Source organism: Nitrobacter sp. MLSD-S21, from assembly GCF_058809865.1.
The window spans coordinates 63263-81984 of the sequence record NZ_JBXASZ010000003.1 but is presented as its reverse complement, the minus strand read 5'-3'; the positions used below and the strand labels follow the sequence as shown (position 1 = coordinate 81984).

Genomic DNA, 18722 nt, shown 5'->3' with positions numbered 1-18722 from the left:
TCGTCCCGCTCGCGGCCGAGCTTCTCATAAGACGACCAGCACGCAACAGCATTACCTGTACGCGGGCTCTAGTGTGTATTTGATCGCCGAGAAGGCGCGGAAAAGCTCGAGGATTTCAAGCGTCTTCGCGCCAGTACGATTGTGTACCTTCTCGCTCAGCATATACCCCTTAAATGTAGCATGGCTGAAACGCGGCAAGTCAACAGGTGCCCGTGCTCGCTGAACAAAGCAGTGATGCTTCCAGAAGAGCGCTCAGCCGGCTCGTATCCGGCGGCACGCAGTCGTTGCATCGGCAGGGCGCCCCGTATCCGCACGCGCAGCCTGCTTCATCGTCGTACGGCCTGTCGGGATGCCGCTCGCAAACCCATCCGATGCCTCGGCAGATAGGACAGCTATCTTTCATGGACGCGCCCGCTTCTTGGACGGCCTGGCGGCAATCCGGCGCTTGCCCATACGTCTATGTTCGCGGCTGTCTCGGCTTGCTTGAGTTTCTTGAGGAGTTCATATTTATCCATGCTTTCCGGCATGCTGTCCGCCTTCGCGCGCTCGCCGCTGGTGAACTCCGAGAGGCGCTTTTCAAAGGAGGTTGTCTGCTTGAAACGCCGCCGCTTGTGCATGGCGCGCTCCTTTCCGTGAGAGGAAGGCGGGAGCGCAGTCAGCGTTCTCATCACCGATGTAAGCCACGATTTGCTCGGTGGTATGTGCCAACAGCGGCCGGCACTATTGGTTCCTAGTGGATCAGCAAAGGTTGCAAGGGGGACTGTCGGTGCGGGATCGCGAATTGAGAACCCACCGACGCGGTTTACTCGCTTGAAGGTCGCTTTAAAGAAGAGGGAGAAAGCGAGCTGACGATCTGAGGCCGATCCGAGCCGAAGGCCACAATCCTCCGGTTGCCTTCCCAAAGTTCCAGCTCTGAGCCGTCAGTAAACTCTCTGGCCGCCTTCATCGCGTCGATATCGTTAGCCGCGAGGATAGGTTCGGCCTTCCGAAAGTGGCCGTCCAGTCCCAGGAAATAAAGTCGATAATCCGGCATGTACCGCTCCCTTGAATCAGGCGGGAGCGCAACACTCTCAGTCACCGATAAATGCCAGGGGCAGGGCGGTGATAAAATCATTGTGCGCCTATCGACACGGCATAAGCGACTCAATTCGTGCTGCGGTGCCGGGATAGTGAGAGCAGGTGCGGCTTCGGTTCAGAATTTGCGCCCCGTCTTCGAGAGGACGGGGCGCAGAAGAACATTCATGAACCGGGTATCAATAGCGTTCGCGGTGATCGGCGACGCCGACGCGGTGGCGGAACACCATTTCGCCGCCCTTCCAGCCGGCAAACATCAGCACGAGGACGACTATCCCCGAGAGGACCATGCCGGTCGGCACTACGGCGGAGCTGCCGTGCTCGAATCTCGAGTACCAGTTATAAAGCGCGATCAGCAGCGCAATGCCGTTGCTCACCGCGTGCACCCGCGTGTCCGACAGGTCGCGGACCCGGTTGTCGCCGAACACCTCGACAAGGCCCGTCGCGGCGGCGACCGCGGCCGTGATGAGGCCGACGCTGAGGAGCCAGAACGAGGCCGTTGCCCAGAACTGGTTCGACGTTGCGTAGAAGGCGATATCGGAAGCGAAGGCCAGAACGAAGCATGCGATGGGGAACGCGATGACCATCGGGTGGATGGGGTGCCCGGCTACTTGCGCCGTAGAACGTGGATTTCTCATTAGGAAAGCTCCTTTTCTAATGCAGCCAACAGTCCGCGCGTGCGCCCGTTCCTCATGAAACGCAGAAACCCCCGCAAGTGGGGGGTTCTTTCGTTATAGAGCCATTTAGAGGCCAATGCGGGCTTCTAGGACATGCTTTCAAACCGCTGGATAACGAACGCGTAGAAGGCGCCGGCGATGAGGAGCACGTTGGCGACCGTCTCCCAATAGCCGACGGCGACCAGCGCGCAGTACAGGCCGGCCGCAGCGAGACTGATGGCGAGCAGGACCAGAAGCGTCTCAAGCTCATTTGTCGTCTTCCGATCGCCCGCGTGCGGGACAGTTTGGTGGTGAATGAGGTGATTGCCGCCGCGAGCGCGGTGATCGAGTAGAACGCCACGCCGACCATGCTATCAAGTCATGCCGAATTGCACGGCGCACGGGATCGAAGTCGTGTATCCGTTGCCCGCACTCAAAGTTGGACGGATGGCGAATCCTCCGGCTCCTCCTGATGTTATCACGCGTCCGTGCGCGGCCGCATAGGAACGGCCGCGGCCCGGCGGCTGTTGTTTCCAAACATGCAGGGATCGCAGCCATGGCATTCCCGGATAACAACGACCCTTTCAGGAAGATGAGCAATACACGGCGCTTCAGCCGCACCACCGTCTGGGCTATCGCGGGCGCAGTCGTCCTAGTGCTGTTCGGTATCCTTTTCATCGTGCCCGGGCGCAACACGCGCGATAAGTCCGCCGAGAGTCCGCCGGCTCCTATCGCACCGCACTCTCAGCCGCAGAGATGAGCTCGGGCGACGCGCCGCGAATGGCCTTTTGAACTTTGCCTCTGCCCGTGCATTCGCCCGGCAGGCAAACGAAGGAGAGTCGACAAGGTAGGCCGCTTCCCACAATTGGCGCGAGGTAGACCCCTCTATCTTCGGCACCCTCCTCGAACAGGCCCTAGACCCAATCGAACGGCGGCGTCTTGGTGCCCACTACACGCCGCGTCCTACCAAACATACCGATCAAAGGTGTAGGGCGATTATGGGCAGATATGACGAACGGAGAATTGCTGGATGGAAGCCCTAGCCGAACAGTTGATTGCGACATACCTGACGCGCGGTGGAAAGGTGTTCATCGCTCCTCAGTATTCCGTTCCTGGGGACGAGGAACATTCGGAGTGGTCTTGTCCTGATTTCGTCGCCCTCAGTTTCGAGAAGCCTGGAGTGCCTGAAGTCATAATCGTTGAGGTAACGACGGCCGCTGACCCATCAAACCTAATCCGCAAATTGAAACAACGAGAGAATCAGTGGCATGATCGAATTCGGGCGAAACTAATAGCCGATGGCATTATTAGCGACCGATGGAGCTTTCGCTTTCTGAGCTTTGTCCGCAGACATAACCTTGAAGAATGCCAGAGGAGCTTTAGCCCCGCCGATAATGTGTTCTTCGCGGCCCTCGAAGATGCAACCTTTTCATGGGAGTATTGGGACAAACGCCTGACTCAATTGCCTTGGGCACATCCCTGACACCAAACCGATCAGCGGAAACCAGAAATTGTAAAAGCTGTGGAACGGCTGTGAGAAGGGAAGTAACCGCTTCGACTGCCTAGGCGAAATCTTCCTTGGGATTTTTCAAGGATCATGCCTGATAGCCGTGGGGGGATGAGATCCCTATATCACCGAAGTGTGTACGGGCCGCATTCGTCATGTCTACGTTCTGAAGCGCGCAGGTCGTCAGGGTGTCGCAACCACCCTCATGCGTTATCTGCTGAACTATGCGCGCCGTTCTTTTCGCTCCGTTCGGTTTTTCACAGATACGAAAGGCGGCGCGATGTCCTATGAAGCTTTGGGCTTCAATCCGTCCTTATCACCTACCGCTCCACATGAGATCGCGGTGTAACAAACGAGGGATGCAGCACGGCGCGCAAGGCGAATCTATTCAGCATTGATTCTCAGCGATCACGTCGCGAAGAATTTCGGTTCAGTCAGTGTTCGCTTTCAGCTTTGCGACGATATCACTCATCTTTGCCGCAGCGACACCCCCAAAACGTCAAGCGCTCCGAACAGGGGCATACGCTAGGACGCGCTCTACCGACCAAGCTTGATCCAGGTCGGCGCGTGATCGCTGGCGTTGTATTCGCCTCTAACATCGCCATCCACGCCGTCTACCGAAATGACAGCGCAGCCAGTTAGCCAAACCGGTGCAAGTTGACTGTCTAAAGTAGATCGCGGGCCCTAGGAACGTTTCCCTCGCCAGTCCCTTCTCTCAGTAACCTTAGGAGAAGTACATGACAACCAAAGAAACGATCGATCACCTGATCAGCGATAGAGAGTCTGGCAAAGCTGTCTATGGGGCAGGGAACAAGAGAATTGGTTCAGTTGAAAGCATTATGATTGACAAGACTAGTGGGGAAATAGCCTACGCCGTGCTCAGTTTCGGTGGTTTCCTCGGGATGGGCAAAGAGCATTACCCGGTGCCCTGGAGGGCGCTGCGATATAACTCCGACCTTGGCGAATACAGTTCCGACATCAGCGGGAGTCGGCTGAAAGGTGGCCCGAAGCACGGTACGGAGTCCGTCTTTGACTGGAACGCCCGATACGCAAAGCTCGATGGCTACCATAACGAGGTAGTGATCCGTCCAGGTTGAGGGCGCGAGACGCGGCCTTGGCTTGCGCGAGAACGCTGGCCCACGGACCCGGATAACGGGATGACAAAACGACGCTCATGAACCAGAAGCGCGTCACGAGATGGAACCTACTGACGACCAGCGAGACAGTGGATACAGCGGCGGCACCTGATAGAGCCGCGCCGCCGCTTTCCCTACGTAAAAGGCCGCCCAATGGGCGGCTTTTTCTTATAGAAAACGCTGCCGGAGCGGGTTGAAGGTCTAATCATCTTCGCAACGAGGATTTTCCAGTAGGCCCTGCCAGCCAAGCTCAACCTGGGAGCTTCTTTTCTTTCTAGGTTTCGGTTGTGCGGCTCTAGTTACGATGGGTGAGGCTTCCCATATAGTTATTATTGCCAGTACGCTTCCAACCGGCTCTGGCAACAGAGAGACGCTTCTGTGCTCCCGCCCCACAAAGGGAGCCAGCTATGTACGCCATGGTCTATCCAATTCATCTTCAGAAAAGGTCGGAGCGCAGGTGGGCAAATCGCATCGCTCGTGAGATACCCATCCGAAGATCGCGCCCCGAAGGGACTGATAGCTGCGCTTGTGGGAATGTTGTAACAGCGCCCGTGAGCTCGCAATATGCGCCCTATGTCGTCACCAACGAATGGCACTGCACTAAGTGCGATACCCGGTGGACGACGGAAGCTCCGGCTAACGCATCGCGCCCCCTGATTCGGCCATCTCGCCGCGAAATCGCATAACGAGTGACGCTTGCGGCGTTCTGAGCGCTCGACCTCGCTTCGCCGCCCGGACCTCCGCATTTATAGGTGATTGATAGCGGTGCGATCCCGCCTTCGGCAAACAAAAGGACTCACGCCATGCAGACTCGATCTCGCTTTCTACCGAATCCAAAATCGCTCTATCAGCGCCTGAATGACGAAGCTCAGCGTCTGCGTAAAGAGGCGAGGGGTACTCATCCAGGCGTTGAAAGAGAGCGGCTGATCCGAGAGGCACGACAGGCTGAAATGGCGTCCGACATGGACAAGTGGCTGTCGTCCCCAGCCCTTCAGGCACCGAGATAATGGGCAAATATCATGCCTACGTTTTGGCAAGCACGAAACGCCTAGGTCGTTTTCGTGAACGTCTGACGGCCAAATCTGATTGGGCAGTTACAGCAGCGCTGAACCTGCTTTGGGAAAAGTCAAACGATCGAAGCCTTCTCGATATTCAAGAGCAAAATGACCAACGAGCCAAAATACAGAGAGGCCGCCTCAGTGGGCGGCCTCTCTGATGGAAATCCCGCCGAAGCGGGGCTGTTCGCCATTACCGTTTGGGTTTTGCGGCTGTTTATGAGGTTCTCTCATGTCAATTGATCAGGCCAGAAAGTCGCTTCTCTCTCGTTCACTTGTCCAAATCACCGCCCAACAGCAGAAGATTTTTCTGGAATTGGCTACGATGCGGGAGAAGAGGCGCGAACTTGATGTGATGGAGAGTAGGTCCGCGCAGACAATCGCGGAAGATGATCTCCAGTCGTCTTTGGTGCCGGATCGCCCTAATCACCAACCTTCCGATTAGGCTTCCTACAATATGAAGAAGCCTCCCTCTCCTTGAGGCCCGTGAAAGCGGGAAGCATTCTCTAATAACGCACAACGCCGCGCGGCGCGCTTGATCGCCGGCGACGCTACTTCATCTATCCTCAGTTCAAGATTCATTGGTAGAAGCCTCAAGTTTACCGCTCGAACTCCTTCATGGTGTACTCGACGAGACGATTTATGTGGGGGATATCGGTGTGATCGCCGATCACATCGAGTCCGTTCTCTTCGTTGTCGTACATTAGAGTGATGATGCCAACGCGCTGTTCTTCGACGTTAAGCGTGAGCGTGTCCATATCGGCATGAAACATCGCTTTGATGATCTCTGCGCTATTACGTGATCGGTTGACGATCGTCTTCTCCCCACTGTTGATGGAGATTTGAAAGCCGTCGTTGACGGCGTTGTGAACGAGCGCGTTGGCGACTTGTTCGTGCAGTGATGTCTTACTCATAGAAACTCTCTTTTCGTCGTCGATGGACGGATCAATCTCAGCGCTCGGGGCGGCGCGACCGGAAGTGTCTTACGTCCGTTTGTTTTCGCGGTGGCGTGAACGCGGCACTTTGATGCAATCATGGATCATGATTGCGTTACTATCTGCTAAGGATGAGTGAAGTTTGTATCGCCTTCATGAAGCGGGATTTTGTGATCGCCAGAACAGAAGCGTGAGCGTTGCTTACCGATGTCCGTAGAGAGCGGACAAGCGATGATCAGTCATCAATGCTAAATGACGGATCCCACAATCACGACACCAACGAACCATTTCGATAAGGGCCAGTCTCGAAAGCGAAATGATGTCTAAATTGACATGATAACTTTCCCCGAAAAAGAAAACCCGGCACGCGCCGGGCTCCCTCGCGCCATTCAAGGACAGCTATTTCTGCTTCGGAGCTTCCGGCAAGGGTCTGGTATTGCGCGTGTTGTCCTGAGCGGTAGGTTTGGCCTCGCCCGGAGGTGCAGTGTTCGGGGATTCAGTGGGAACGATCGGTGTATCGGACATGGTATTTCCTTCCGGAAACGAACCTCAAACTAATTTTCTAGGTGCTCGCTGGAAGTGGGGCCTGTGACTCTGATCGCAATGGGTGCATGCGAAATAAGAAATATTTGTTCCACTCGTACGCTGCCGTTGGCCCGCGATTACAAGGCATTGATACGAGGTTTTACAGCTGACCGGCAGCCCCCAAGCACCGGCATCCAGGTAGGCTTTACGCCGGTAAGGCAAGGACGTTGCAACGGTTCGGGCAGCCAGCTTGCCTCCGGTTCAAGAGTTTAAAGTGGAACAACGGCAGGGCTGCCTCAAAAACGCAGTTACCGATGCAAGGCCTCATCGCGCGGCTAATAGTGTTCAATAATGTTGCCAGCACAGACTTACACGAGGGCGCTCCGGCACGGATTTCCATGCTGCGCTGATCAGCGTAAGCAACTGACGCGCAGAACGTGGCGTGGGATCTCAGATCATAAGGCGGAGCGGAGCGTACTTACGCCCGGAGGCCATTTGGAAAGACGTTGGCAGTCGCACCTGAGATCCGTCCGTCGGTGAATTCTCCGACGCGGTGGTGTTGAAAGCGTTCGGCGAGGCTAGCGATCTATCAGCCCTTTCAACTCGGAGCTCGTTCACCAAGCGAAGGCCATTTCTCACGGCTGTTGCAGACTTGTTACCAAGTCACCCATTCGTCGCCCCTCCAATAACCTCGCCCCTCATGTTCGTGGAAGACGACATGCGGGTCGGCGCGCCAACTATCGTCGTGAAGGACGATCCTCGCGTCCGGCGGGTAGCTGTACTGATCCGGTGTGTGCCAGTCTGGTGCGTTCCTGACTGGGGGTACACCGCCTGGGCTAACTTCATTATCGCGATTCATGGTCAAACAACTCCGGTAAATTCTCAGCCGTTTAAGACCGTCCGGTTAGCCGGACAAGCCATCGCCTAGCTCGACTACAGCGTCTATTCGCAACGCTTCTTTCAAATCATCTGGATCAATATCGAACGACTCGATCGTTAAACGCGCTCTGCGCGAATCGGTCGCTCTGAAGGACGTCGCTATCCGGCGGAACGCGAGGAACGACAAACCTTGGATTTCCTCCTCGTCGGTTACAACCTCGTAGGTACCCGGCGGAAACGGCCGATCGATGCCTTCGATGCAGAAGCTATGTTTGAAAACGACGGAGTCTCTACGGGATTTGACGGTCATAAAACGCTCTCCGGTCACGTTGTCCCTCGAAGCTCCGACGGAGATAACCGCGGAGATCTCGATCACAACATTCGATCTAAAATTACCAACGCCAAATGACAGAGCCCAGAATGACGAGGCCAAGGAACAGAGGAATAACAATCGGCGGAACAAGCCAGTCCCGGACGCGGGATGGTGTCTGAAGCGACATAACAACCTCCCACACATACCCACATTGTCGTGAACTGTGGGGGTTGACTTCTGTAAGGACTAAAATTCTGGACGCTCTTTAGGAAAGTGGGGGTATGAGCGCGTGATCGCAATGGGAGTTGCGCGATAATAGGAAATTTCGTTCTTGCAAACCGCTTGCGGCGCGATCACAGGAAAGTCCTGCACGGCAATAGCCGCGCCCGCGTTCGATGCCTGGCGTCGGGGCCGCAACTATGATGTTTGTGGGCGAACTTGCTCGGTTAAAACGCCGGCCAAGTTCGCCTAATTGCTGCGGCGCCATGTTCCCATTGCGCCGCCCTCCCTCGCTTTCTCCACCATACGCTCCCGCTGTCCGCGACAGGCCGGTTACTTGCCGCTCCAGCCGCCGAGCCACCCAATCAATCGGCGCGAGCACGGGGGGTGTCGCCGGTCAGCTTTGCCAACACGTGTTGCAACTGGCGCGTTTCGGTGGAAATCGATTAATATCGGTTATTCGCTGCAAATGAACGGCGGTGCTGGATGTGGGACTCGATACCAAAGTGGGTGCGCTACGGCGTCGGCGTGATCGTCACCATTTTTGTCGGGATCGCCATTTGGTACATGAGCCAATGAACGAAACGCCGAATTGGATTGCGTCCGGTAAGGAAAGTTGAAGGTTCGACGGGCTGATCCTCTGTCGGTCGCGGTTGTTTTTGCTGGGAGTCATCACCACATACAATTGACCCAACAAAAATAGGCAGCCGTGAAACCCTTAAAAGATAAGCAGGAAGAAACTCAGCCTGAGGAACTTCGGCCTCGGAACACTCAACGCGCGGATATCATCCCGACCGCAGGTTTTGCAATGGTCGTGGACGGAAAGCTGAAGGCTAACTTTGCCGATGAGGAAGTCGCTAAGGCGGCTGGTGCTGAGCTACTGGTAAGATTTCCAATACTTCGCGTAGAAGTATACAACGCCGAAACTAAAGTCCGCACCAAAGTCGATGCGATGCGTTAATCCAGTAAGTAGTCACGCTCATCCACTGGAGACCATACAATCCGGCTGGCGCTCGCAGGTGCGTTGTGGTCGCGTGGTGTGACGTCCGCCATTCGAGCGGTCAGCCGTAACCCGCGTGATGCAGAGCAATTTCCTCAAAATCGATCGCGTGCTCTTCGAACCCGCCGCCGCGGACAGTGAAACTGCTGATGCGCTTGCCGTATCGCCGCGCGATCAATTCTGCGAGACTTGCTGTGCAATGTTTGGTCTAAGGCACTAACAAAAAAGGAACGGACCTACATATCAAGTCGAGGGCCCTATCCCCCTAGGATCCCGCACGGTCCCGCACCTTTTGCCCCCAAGAGTCCCGCGGGGCCGTGCGCCGCCCGTCGCAGAAAGCAGGAAGCCCCATAGACGCCTCACACAACGCCCAGATCACCTTCCGCGCCAATCAACTATGGGAAGAGGCCGGCAGTCCTGAAGGCGAAGAGTTCTATGCTCAGGCCGAAGAGGAGCTGCGCGAGCAAGAACGATCCAATCCCGATGCGCACGAATCTTCAGATTGACCACGAGCCCACTGTTATCTCTGATACCTATCCTCGATAAATCTCACCGATTGCCGCTGCATGTTTTGGTGCACGCCATTGAGCCAATGGTAGCGGTGGTGGCACCGTCGGCAAAGCGAGCAAAGTCGTTATCGGACATGCTTAGATAGCGGCCGTTCTTCGGGTGCCGCTTATTATGCAGGTTTATGTCTTGTCGCTCTTGCAGCGAGCGCAGATCTTCTTGTGTAGCGAATAGTGTTAGCTGATTGCTCGTCCGGCGTCTGAAGGCCGAGTGAGTGGTAGGCGGTCCAGCTCTTGCGAGGGATTTTGCGGCCGTCACGCAACGCTTCGAGAGCACCGCTGAGATCGGATCCGTAGTTTTCTTCCATTGATGTTGATTGTTCTTATCCCTATTCAGTTTTCAACGAGCCGCTATCAGTTTACGCGCTGTGTGGTTTACATCCGTTGAACGGAGCGGATGGCCTGGGAAGGCGGAATTGGCGCATAAACAATTAAAGCTGCCCCGCATTCGCAGAACGGCTCGTATTCGGTATGTCTCCGCCAACAATGGCGCAGATGAATTCTACCACATCGGTAAAATGCACACGCGCAATCGTCATTGTTTCAAACAAAGGCATATGTGACGTCTACCACGCCTCGAGCCGCGCAAGCTTCGCTATTCCCACCCTAACGTTCAGTTCGGGCTAATCAGGAAGTCTCTATACTTGCGGTCCCAGCCCTTCATATGCCTGAGCAATGCCTGGCGCCGCTGTTCGGGCATGCCGGGGCCGTGTTCTATGAAGTCCTGAACAGTCTTCTTGAACTCGTTTGCCCGCGACTCCGAGCCCTGCGTCAGGTCGCCGTACTGCGCGACGATTTCCGTCACCCGAACTTCTATGTCATCCATCTATATGGTCCTCTGAGGCCTATCTGATATGGTGACCGCGCGCCCACATAGCTAGCTCCGCCTGCTCCGAAAGTCCTTGAACGAAGCGTCGATCAGGGGAGCTTGTCGAGCACGATCAGCTGCCGCTCCTCGCGCCTGCCGGACGCGCTTCCAGGAATGCCTCCAGGGTATCCTTGACCTGCGGCACCTTCACGTCGGTGCTTTCGGGCCCGTCGCTGAAGCGCGCGAGTATCTCCTGTATCTGCTTCTCGGCATCGTCATCATCGCTTATCCTCATGCTCCCATCAGCCCTTCTGCCGAACGGTAAGAGGGCAGCCCTGATATTTTCGAAGCCGGCGCGCGGGTTGCCGTTGGTTTGAAATCCGCCGTCATCAGCGATGTTGCGTACCTCGATCGAAGACATCTCCATCGCCGATAAGGTGCAATGGCGCCCGGTTCGCAATGGCGATGTGATCTCCGTCCCCGCTGGCACATGCATGCGGTCGGCGCCGAAAGCCGGAAATATCGCGGTCGCAGATCTTGTGCGCTAGCGTTCCGGGCTTATGTCAGGAGCGGCTGGCACTCGTTCATTACGACTGCCAATTCCAGAATCCCAACAGCAAAGTAGGATCGCATGAACTTCCGTCCGCTTCACGATCGCGTCGTGGTCAAGCGTATCGACGCCGAAGACAAAACCGCTGGCGGCATCATCATTCCGGATACGGTCAAGGAAAAGCCCTCTCAGGGCGAAATCACTGCCGTCGGGCCTGGTGGCCGTGACGAGGCAGGCAACCTGATCCCGATCGATCTCAAGGTCGGCGATCGCGTGCTGTTCGGCAAGTGGTCCGGCACCGAGGTAAAGCTCGACGGTCAGGATCTCCTGATCATGAAGGAAAGCGACATCATGGGCGTTCTCACCGATCTGCCCGCCGCCAAGAAGAAGGCCGCGTAAGCATAGCCATTTTTCCTAATCCTGAGGAGTCGGCGCAGCCGGAGTCTCGAAGGATAAGGCTCGCAATCCAAATCTCATTTCTCAAGAAACCGTCCAATCGCGCGGTCTTTGGGATCTGACGAAAACGGAGATCATTATGTCAGCCAAAGAAGTCAAATTCGGCGTCGATGCTCGCGACCGCATGCTGCGCGGCGTCGAGATTCTCAACAATGCGGTGAAGGTCACGCTTGGTCCGAAGGGCCGCAACGTCGTGCTCGACAAGCCCTATGGTGCGCCGCGCATCACCAAGGACGGCGTCACCGTCGCCAAGGAAATCGAGCTTGAGGACAAGTTCGAGAACATGGGCGCGCAGATGGTGCGCGAAGTCGCTTCCAAGTCCGCGGATGCTGCCGGCGACGGCACCACCACCGCAACGGTTCTGGCGGCTGCGGTTGTGAAGGAAGGCGCCAAGTCGGTCGCCGCCGGCATGAACCCGATGGACCTGAAGCGCGGGATCGACCTCGCGGTGGAAGCCGTGGTCGCCGACCTCGTCAAGAACTCCAAGAAGGTCACCTCGAACGACGAAATCGCCCAGGTCGGTACCATTTCATCCAATGGCGACACGGAAATCGGTAAGTTCCTTGCCGACGCCATGAAGAAGGTCGGCAACGAGGGCGTCATCACGGTTGAAGAAGCCAAGTCGCTCGAGACCGAACTCGAGGTGGTCGAGGGCATGCAGTTCGACCGCGGCTATATCTCGCCCTACTTCGTCACCAACGCCGACAAGATGCGCGTTGAAATGGAAGATGCCTACGTCCTCATCAACGAAAAGAAGTTATCTCAGTTGAACGAATTGCTTCCGTTGTTGGAAGCCGTGGTGCAGAGCGGCAAACCGCTTGTGATTATTGCCGAAGACGTCGAAGGCGAGGCGCTTGCCACGCTCGTGGTCAACCGGCTTCGTGGCGGCCTCAAGGTTGCCGCCGTCAAGGCGCCGGGCTTCGGTGATCGCCGCAAGGCCATGCTGCAGGACATCGCCATTCTGACCGGCGGTCAGGCGATCAGCGAAGACCTCGGCATCAAGCTCGAGAACGTCACGCTGCAGATGCTCGGCCGCGCCAAGAAGGTGATGATCGACAAGGAGAACACCACCATTGTCAGCGGGGCCGGCAAGAAGGCCGACATCGAGGCGCGCGTGAACCAGATCAAGGCGCAGATCGAGGAAACCACCTCGGACTACGACCGCGATAAGCTGCAGGAGCGTCTCGCTAAGCTCGCGGGCGGCGTCGCGGTGATCCGCGTCGGCGGCGCGACCGAGGTCGAGGTGAAGGAGCGCAAGGATCGCGTGGACGACGCGATGCACGCCACCCGCGCGGCAGTCGAGGAAGGCATCGTGCCGGGCGGCGGTGTCGCCCTGCTCCGTGCTTCCGAGCAGCTCAAGCGCATCAAGACCCAGAACGACGACCAGAAGACGGGCGTCGAGATTGTGCGCAAGGCGCTTTCCGCGCCCGCCCGCCAGATCGCAATTAATGCGGGCGAAGACGGCAGCATCATCGTCGGTAAGATCCTCGAGAAGGAGCAATATTCATATGGCTTCGACTCGCAGACTGGCGAATACGGCAACCTGATCTCCAAGGGCATTATCGACCCTACTAAGGTGGTTCGTGTGGCAATCCAGAACGCAGCGTCCGTCGCGGCCCTACTGATCACCACCGAAGCCATGGTGGCCGAAGTGCCGAAGAAGAACGCAGGCGCCGGCGGGATATCCCCGGGCGGCGGCATGGGAGGTATGGATTTCTAAGTCCAGCCGTTCAGACCGTAAAAGAAAGACAAAGGCCCGGCATCGCCGCCGGGCCTGCTGCGCTGACGCAGCCCTTCGTCGAGGTCGGCGCGGTCGCTCATCGGCTTGACCTGCAGATCGCGCGCATGGAAGTCGCGGTGCTCGCGAAGTCGCTTGATCTCACGACGGCGACGCGGTTCGTCACGCTGCTCGACGTCGCTGGCATCGACCGGCGGACGCGTGATCCGGAGGGGCGCTGTTCCGCGAGCGCGGCTTCGATGTGCAATTTCACATTCCAGTCTAGGACGGCGGCGAGACTCGCGTGCGTAAGTCGGACGCCATATACGCCGCCGCGTTCAACCGCCTCACGGAGAAGGCCGTCAACGTGCGGTCGGAGGCGCGCGATGCGTATCGGTCGTACCGCTCGACCTACGACATCGCCGCGCAGTATCAGCATGAGGTGTTGCCGCTGCGCAAGATCATCGCCGAAGAGATGCAACCTCGCTTTTCGCAAATGCAAGACAATGGACCTGTCCCTGTCGCAAACCCCATCCGGCTGGCGGTTGATCGGAATCGCGCGATGCTGCTGCTCGATGTTGGATTTGTGCAGACTGATCTTTGGAACGGTGATCGACCTGCTGCGGTCGCGAGTTGCGCTTGAGGCAGAAATTCTGGTCTTGAGGCAACAAATCAATGTGCTGCGGCGAACTCGTCCCAGCAGACCTCCCTTCATCTCGATTGACCGACTGATATTGGGAGGTGTCTGCCGGCTGTTTCCCAAGATGTATGATGCACTGGCGATCGTCCGACCGGATACTGTGATCCGTTTGGCATCGTGCCGGTTTCAGCTTGTATTGGCGCTGGAAATCGAGGCATCGCTGCGGTCGACCGGCTGTGCCGTTAGAAATTCGCCGGTTGATCCTCCAGATGAGCCTCGCCAACCCGTTGTGGGGAGCGCCACGAATCCATGGCGAGCTTCTCAAGCTGGGCATCGAGATCGGCCAGACCAGTGTGGCCAAGTATATGGCGCGGAGGAGGGCGCCTCCGTCGCAGGGTTGGAAGACGTTTCTTCGCAACCATGCTGACGGTATCGCGGCGATGGACCTTTTCGTGGTTCCGACAATCTCGTTCCGACTGCTCTATGGGTTGCTGATCATGGGCCACGGCCGGCGGCAGATCCTGTGGTTTGGAGTCACCGCGCATCCGACGGCCGAGTGGATCGCCAATCAGCTCACTCAAGCGTGTGGCTGGGAGCAGGCCCCTCGTTACCTGATCCGGGACCGAGACGGCGCATACGGCGAAATATTCATGCGTCGGGTTCGGTCCATCGGTATTCGCGACCGCCCGACGTCTCCTCGCTCACCGTGGCAAAATGCATATGCCGAACGGCTGATCGGATCGATCCGCAGGGAATGCACTGATCATATCGTGGCATTCGGCGAACGCCATCTGCGTCACGTGCTGCTTTCGTACATGAGCTACTACAACAGCACGCGCACCCATTTGTCATTGAACAAGGACGCGCCGATGTCACGCGCCGACGAGACAGCTGGACGCATTATCTGCCATCCGATCCTGGGCGGACTGCACCATCACTATGTTCGGATTTAATTTGCAGTAGGCACAAGTATGGGCACGTCACTGAACCATTATGACCGTCCAACTGTCGAAGCCGGCGGCCATGCTCACGCGCAAAACGTAGGCGGCGCCGGCTTCCTCGTCCATCTGCGTGACGTTGTAAGAGCACTCGCCGGTGCCGGCCTGCAGGCCAAACGATGCAGTGGGCTATCCGTTTTCGATGAGACGCCGGCGTCTCCGCTTCGACCGTAGTTGGATCGGTTGGAGAATCGCCGCTTGGCTTAGAGATTACAACGGGGTTCGGCACACGCAGTGCGATCGGTAACAAGGCGCCGATATCTCTGTTGAATGGCTCATCGGCGCCACTGCAGACATGAGCCCTAAACCAAAAAATTCCAGCGCACGCTGGTCAGCTCGGGGAGCACTTCAAAATCAACTTCTCTCTCTTCCGAAATGAGTATAACAATTTCCACGACTATTTTCTTTGGGAAGTCAGCTACAAGAGTTATTCAACGATCTCAATGTCGAAGACACTGTCTGTAGCCCATCCATCATGTCTTTCAAGACCTGAAACATCCTCGAAAACAATGAAATTAGTTTCGTGCGGAAATGATTGCGGGAAACGATTACGGTGGAAATTATTTCCATTGCTCGCGGCTCAATGACGGGTTGGTTTTATGCTGAGGGAAGCTGCAGTCGCTTCACGAGTTATCAAGGTGCCTTCGCTTTCAGCTTGGCGCAAGATACCCTCACCACCTTAAAACAAGAAGGGTTAGCGTTTTTTAAGAACATCAATGAGCCTGATAACGCGGCAAAACATCAATACTTTGGTGGAGTGTGGAAAGCCACTCCCGTTCCGCCAATCGCCTTCTCCAATGGCTTGCCCGGAAATCTATATTGCGGTGCGATTTCTAGGTGGTGGCCCAAGGGCGTCCCGGCAGTTACTATCAATCAGCGAGCCGTCGAACTCTTTATGTGTTTCCCGATTTGGGTCTAGTCGTGGGCGACGCTTCTGATAGGTAGCGGCGCCGTCTTGATGTTATCTCCCATGCAATTCAAAGATATCATCAGCGCCTTCCGTCTGATCTTCCAGATTCGAAAAGCCCGCCAAAGGCCCGGCGACGCGTCGGCAAAATTGCAGAGAATCAAATTTGTTGCTGCTCAGCTGCTGAGATGTGCGAGAAATGTAATGTCAGTCGGAATATTCTGTTACTGACTGCTTATCGCCACTTAGGCACTGGGCGCTCTTGAGGCGTTCCGCGTCGTTGTCGATGATGGTTCGCCGCGGTTCACTGCCAAGTCGCGAACCTGCATCTGCCGCCATGGCAACCGCCACCCTGCAACATCGGGCCGAGCAACATGGCAACGGCACTCGCCGAGCCGGACCCCCAGCGCGGCTACACGGCCGCTGCATTGCTTCGTCAGCGGATGTTGCGATGTGGGGTCTCGCATGGAACCCCGACCCAGTGGCCGCTTGTGAGATGGCGGAGGCGAAGTCCCAACGCCCTCGAAAACTGAGATAAATGCGGGTGAGTTACCTCATCAGGGGCTTTATTGTGATCACTACCAAAGGAAGATTCCGTCTGGAACATGTTTTCTATAAAGGCCCGTCGGCCCGGTTGTTTGCGCAGTCCATGCGCGACCATTTGCCCTTCGCCTCGGCGGAACAGAAGTCCGAGTTCGTTAGTTCTGACCTATTCGCGGTAATTTAGCGCGAAGGAGGTAACAATATGGACTGGAACCAAATTGAGCAAAACTGGGATCAGGTCAAGTATAAGGCCAGAGATCAGTGGGGCAAGCTCAGTTCCGATGAGCTCTTGGAGATCTCCGGCGATCGTGATCGACTCGAAAAGAAACTGATGGAGCGCTACAGGTACTCGGAAGACACGGTCAAAAAGCAAGTCGACAGCTGGTATGCGAAGGCGCAATCTTGGCCTGACACGAAAGAACCGCCGCGCTGGGCGGGATACTAAGGCCCGGCTACGTTCTGGCCGCCGAGTGTCACACGTTTGGTGATGGACGGCGGCCTGATTCGAGTTGCTATTACCCCACGCGGTTTCCTCCGCGGCGATCCGATATTCAGATTAGGCGCGGGCCTCTCGCCCAGAGGGGGGGACTGTATGGCGGTCAAGGCCCCCCAAGAGCGGGTGCCTGCCGTCCTGCTGAAACTGCTGGGCGGAGCGAGGGAGGTCGAACTGGCGGAAACGGCGGCCGAGGGATGGCCGGGCCGACCGGACGGGTGCGGCGAGCGCGGGTCCAAATCCGTCAGGCCGGACGGACTTCCCGCAAGCTGGAATAACAGCAGGCTAGCCGAGCCATATTTTACGAACGAAGTCCCGTGCCTCTTGCAATGCCGCATCAGTTTCGACGTTTCGTTGTGTCAAAACCTTTTCAGTGAAATCTGGCCCGTGCCGCGCTTCAATCGTCCTACAAAACCCTTCAAGTTCGCCAACTGGTACAATCCAGAGACCTCGCGTGCCGCATGATTCAACCAACCGGTCAAAGATCATGATCGGCGCACCACGTCCAAATCCAGTGCGACCAACTTTCTTAATCTGATCCCACGGCGATAGATTTTGAAATATCGATCTGATGTTGCGCTCGACCTGCTTTGGGAAAGGTTTGTTTCCGCTTACGTCTTGAACTTCGGTCTGGATCCGGTGCCGCACTTGGTCTGCAGTCAGCGGCGGCCTTGTATTCACAACCGTGTTGTTAAGCGAATTCCAGTCGCCTTCAATTTCGTTCCAGTCCCCGCCTAGTGTTTCGAACAGTTGCCGAAACGTTGTCTCATCGTTGAGTATATCAATATCGGCTATTACGGATAGCGGAACATCAAGGGAGCGCAGAAGACCAGCAAGCTTTCGCATGCGGCTCTTTCCTCCTGCATGAATAAACAGAACGTCCGGCGCGCTGGAACCACATACAGACTCCGTGTGAAGGATGGTGTGATAAAATAGGCAATCACTTTCAGACTCGGCTATGAAAACAGCTTGATGGAAGACGCCAGAAAGGACACGAGAGTAGCGGGTTAGGGGATCGTTGGCGATCGCGGTCGTCTTTTCCTGTCCGAGTGTTCCCCGTCAGCGCCCCTGAGACAAACTGAGGATCTTCACGAAAGGAGGATTTGTGGTTCATCGTAGCCGTAAGGAGCGAAGATGAAGCAGAAATCCGGGCCGGGCAAAGCGTCGGCAGAACAAGTGCTGAAGGACATTCGGCGCCAGACCCGTCGGCAGCATTCGGCGGAAGAGAAGTTCCACGCAGACCTATCCTTCGCCTTCGCAGGTCTACGGAATGGAATGAAATGAAACAAACATTATTCGCTCTCGCCCTCACTCTTGTCGCGTCTCAGGCGCTGGCTCAATCGCGGCCCTACTATGATTCGACCTACTACGATTCGTCCGGGCGCACTGCCAGGCACTCGACAACCGACTGCCAGGACTCGAGTGTCTCGATCCGAGCGTGTCGGCTCGCTCGTCCACGAGCGGGAATCGATCTACGACTTATGAAAAAACCTTTGGGAAGAATTGCTCCTCAAAGGAGGGAACGTCCTTCTTAACCGTTGAGCGCCACTCCTCCTCGCGCTCCCAGCGTACCGCCTCACTCTGCAGAGCGATCCCCCGCTGCCGCTTGCAACAGCAGCCGTCGCAGCCCTCAGTCTGCCCACAACGACGACCGCTCTTACGGGCCCTCCTATCTGTGTCTCCGCTCCTACTCAGCGTGCCGCCGCTCCAGCGCCCACTGCACCACCTGCTTCATCAAGTGCGGG

Annotated in this window: 21 protein-coding genes and 1 pseudogene; 13 read left to right on the top strand and 9 right to left on the bottom strand. The window is 56.6% G+C overall.

The features are described 5' to 3' along the window. Positions 1 to 392 precede the first annotated feature (392 nt). From AC1RT6_RS10290 to AC1RT6_RS10280, 3 genes are all read right to left on the bottom strand, one after another. Positions 393 to 617, bottom strand: coding sequence for a hypothetical protein (locus AC1RT6_RS10290; RefSeq protein WP_244553428.1), 225 nt, complete (start codon positions 615 to 617; stop codon positions 393 to 395). A gap of 185 nt (positions 618 to 802) precedes the next feature. Further along, a complete protein-coding gene (locus tag AC1RT6_RS10285; RefSeq protein ID WP_139372839.1) occupies positions 803 to 1033 on the bottom strand; it encodes a hypothetical protein in 231 nt (76 codons plus the stop codon). A gap of 220 nt (positions 1034 to 1253) precedes the next feature. Then, complete coding sequence (locus AC1RT6_RS10280; RefSeq protein ID WP_338013158.1) at positions 1254 to 1712, bottom strand: DUF2231 domain-containing protein; 459 nt, start codon at positions 1710 to 1712, stop codon at positions 1254 to 1256. Between the two features lie 77 nt (positions 1713 to 1789). On the opposite strand from AC1RT6_RS10280, the gene AC1RT6_RS10275 reads away from it, so the two are divergent. The 5 genes from AC1RT6_RS10275 (at position 1790) to AC1RT6_RS10255 (ending at position 4334) form a co-directional block, all read left to right on the top strand. After that, a complete protein-coding gene (locus AC1RT6_RS10275) occupies positions 1790 to 2083 on the top strand; it encodes a hypothetical protein (protein ID WP_079445963.1) in 294 nt (97 codons plus the stop codon). A gap of 203 nt (positions 2084 to 2286) precedes the next feature. Beyond that, positions 2287 to 2490: a hypothetical protein gene (locus AC1RT6_RS10270; protein ID WP_079445962.1), complete on the top strand. Its 204-nt coding sequence runs from the start codon at positions 2287 to 2289 to the stop codon at positions 2488 to 2490. Positions 2491 to 2760: 270 nt separating this feature from the next. Continuing rightward, positions 2761 to 3213 (top strand): hypothetical protein, encoded by a 453-nt coding sequence (locus tag AC1RT6_RS10265; protein ID WP_079445961.1) that lies wholly within the window; start codon positions 2761 to 2763, stop codon positions 3211 to 3213. A gap of 157 nt (positions 3214 to 3370) precedes the next feature. Then, the gene (locus tag AC1RT6_RS10260; protein ID WP_158081502.1) at positions 3371 to 3586 is read left to right on the top strand and encodes a GNAT family N-acetyltransferase; all 216 of its coding nucleotides are present in this window, start codon (positions 3371 to 3373) and stop codon (positions 3584 to 3586) included. A 388-nt stretch (positions 3587 to 3974) separates the two neighbouring features. After that, positions 3975 to 4334 (top strand): PRC-barrel domain-containing protein, encoded by a 360-nt coding sequence (locus AC1RT6_RS10255; RefSeq protein WP_079445959.1) that lies wholly within the window; start codon positions 3975 to 3977, stop codon positions 4332 to 4334. A gap of 1693 nt (positions 4335 to 6027) precedes the next feature. On the opposite strand, the gene AC1RT6_RS10250 is transcribed toward AC1RT6_RS10255, so the two are convergent. The 3 genes from AC1RT6_RS10250 to AC1RT6_RS10240 form a co-directional block, all read right to left on the bottom strand. Then, positions 6028 to 6342, bottom strand: coding sequence for a hypothetical protein (locus AC1RT6_RS10250; RefSeq protein WP_079445955.1), 315 nt, complete (start codon positions 6340 to 6342; stop codon positions 6028 to 6030). Between the two features lie 420 nt (positions 6343 to 6762). Beyond that, positions 6763 to 6888, bottom strand: coding sequence for a hypothetical protein (locus AC1RT6_RS10245; protein ID WP_472790372.1), 126 nt, complete (start codon positions 6886 to 6888; stop codon positions 6763 to 6765). A 904-nt stretch (positions 6889 to 7792) separates the two neighbouring features. Continuing rightward, positions 7793 to 8077: a hypothetical protein gene (locus tag AC1RT6_RS10240; RefSeq protein WP_472790370.1), complete on the bottom strand. Its 285-nt coding sequence runs from the start codon at positions 8075 to 8077 to the stop codon at positions 7793 to 7795. A 931-nt stretch (positions 8078 to 9008) separates the two neighbouring features. Here AC1RT6_RS10240 and AC1RT6_RS10235 point away from each other — a divergent pair. Both AC1RT6_RS10235 and AC1RT6_RS10230 read left to right on the top strand, forming a co-directional pair. Further along, the gene (locus AC1RT6_RS10235; protein ID WP_079445954.1) at positions 9009 to 9260 is read left to right on the top strand and encodes a hypothetical protein; all 252 of its coding nucleotides are present in this window, start codon (positions 9009 to 9011) and stop codon (positions 9258 to 9260) included. A 356-nt stretch (positions 9261 to 9616) separates the two neighbouring features. Continuing rightward, positions 9617 to 9805 (top strand): DUF2934 domain-containing protein, encoded by a 189-nt coding sequence (locus AC1RT6_RS10230; protein ID WP_079445953.1) that lies wholly within the window; start codon positions 9617 to 9619, stop codon positions 9803 to 9805. A gap of 673 nt (positions 9806 to 10478) precedes the next feature. Here AC1RT6_RS10230 and AC1RT6_RS10225 read toward each other — a convergent pair. Together AC1RT6_RS10225 and AC1RT6_RS10220 are read right to left on the bottom strand one after the other, a co-directional pair. Continuing rightward, positions 10479 to 10691 carry a hypothetical protein gene (locus AC1RT6_RS10225; RefSeq protein WP_079445952.1) on the bottom strand — a complete coding sequence of 71 codons (213 nt, stop codon included), beginning with the start codon at positions 10689 to 10691 and terminating at the stop codon, positions 10479 to 10481. Positions 10692 to 10806: 115 nt separating this feature from the next. Beyond that, entirely contained in the window at positions 10807 to 11094 is a 288-nt protein-coding gene (locus tag AC1RT6_RS10220) for a hypothetical protein (protein ID WP_079445951.1), read from the bottom strand. 210 nt (positions 11095 to 11304) lie between these two features. On the opposite strand from AC1RT6_RS10220, the gene AC1RT6_RS10215 reads away from it, so the two are divergent. The 6 genes and pseudogenes from AC1RT6_RS10215 to AC1RT6_RS10190 all read left to right on the top strand — a co-directional run bounded on the left by AC1RT6_RS10215 (position 11305) and on the right by AC1RT6_RS10190 (position 16929). After that, a complete protein-coding gene (locus tag AC1RT6_RS10215; protein ID WP_011509709.1) occupies positions 11305 to 11622 on the top strand; it encodes a co-chaperone GroES in 318 nt (105 codons plus the stop codon). A gap of 136 nt (positions 11623 to 11758) precedes the next feature. Further along, positions 11759 to 13399: a chaperonin GroEL gene (gene groL / locus AC1RT6_RS10210; protein ID WP_079445950.1), complete on the top strand. Its 1641-nt coding sequence runs from the start codon at positions 11759 to 11761 to the stop codon at positions 13397 to 13399. A 53-nt stretch (positions 13400 to 13452) separates the two neighbouring features. Beyond that, positions 13453 to 13898, top strand: a pseudogene (locus AC1RT6_RS10205) (TolC family protein); the annotation flags it as partial. A gap of 407 nt (positions 13899 to 14305) precedes the next feature. After that, a complete protein-coding gene (locus AC1RT6_RS10200; protein WP_244553427.1) occupies positions 14306 to 14989 on the top strand; it encodes an integrase core domain-containing protein in 684 nt (227 codons plus the stop codon). A gap of 598 nt (positions 14990 to 15587) precedes the next feature. Further along, positions 15588 to 15953 (top strand): hypothetical protein, encoded by a 366-nt coding sequence (locus tag AC1RT6_RS10195; protein ID WP_139372838.1) that lies wholly within the window; start codon positions 15588 to 15590, stop codon positions 15951 to 15953. Positions 15954 to 16686: 733 nt separating this feature from the next. Next, a complete protein-coding gene (locus AC1RT6_RS10190) occupies positions 16687 to 16929 on the top strand; it encodes a CsbD family protein (protein WP_079445946.1) in 243 nt (80 codons plus the stop codon). Between the two features lie 333 nt (positions 16930 to 17262). On the opposite strand, the gene AC1RT6_RS10185 is transcribed toward AC1RT6_RS10190, so the two are convergent. Then, positions 17263 to 18003, bottom strand: a complete 741-nt coding sequence (locus AC1RT6_RS10185) for a TOPRIM nucleotidyl transferase/hydrolase domain-containing protein (RefSeq protein ID WP_493029499.1) — start codon at positions 18001 to 18003, stop codon at positions 17263 to 17265. Positions 18004 to 18722 lie beyond the last annotated feature (719 nt).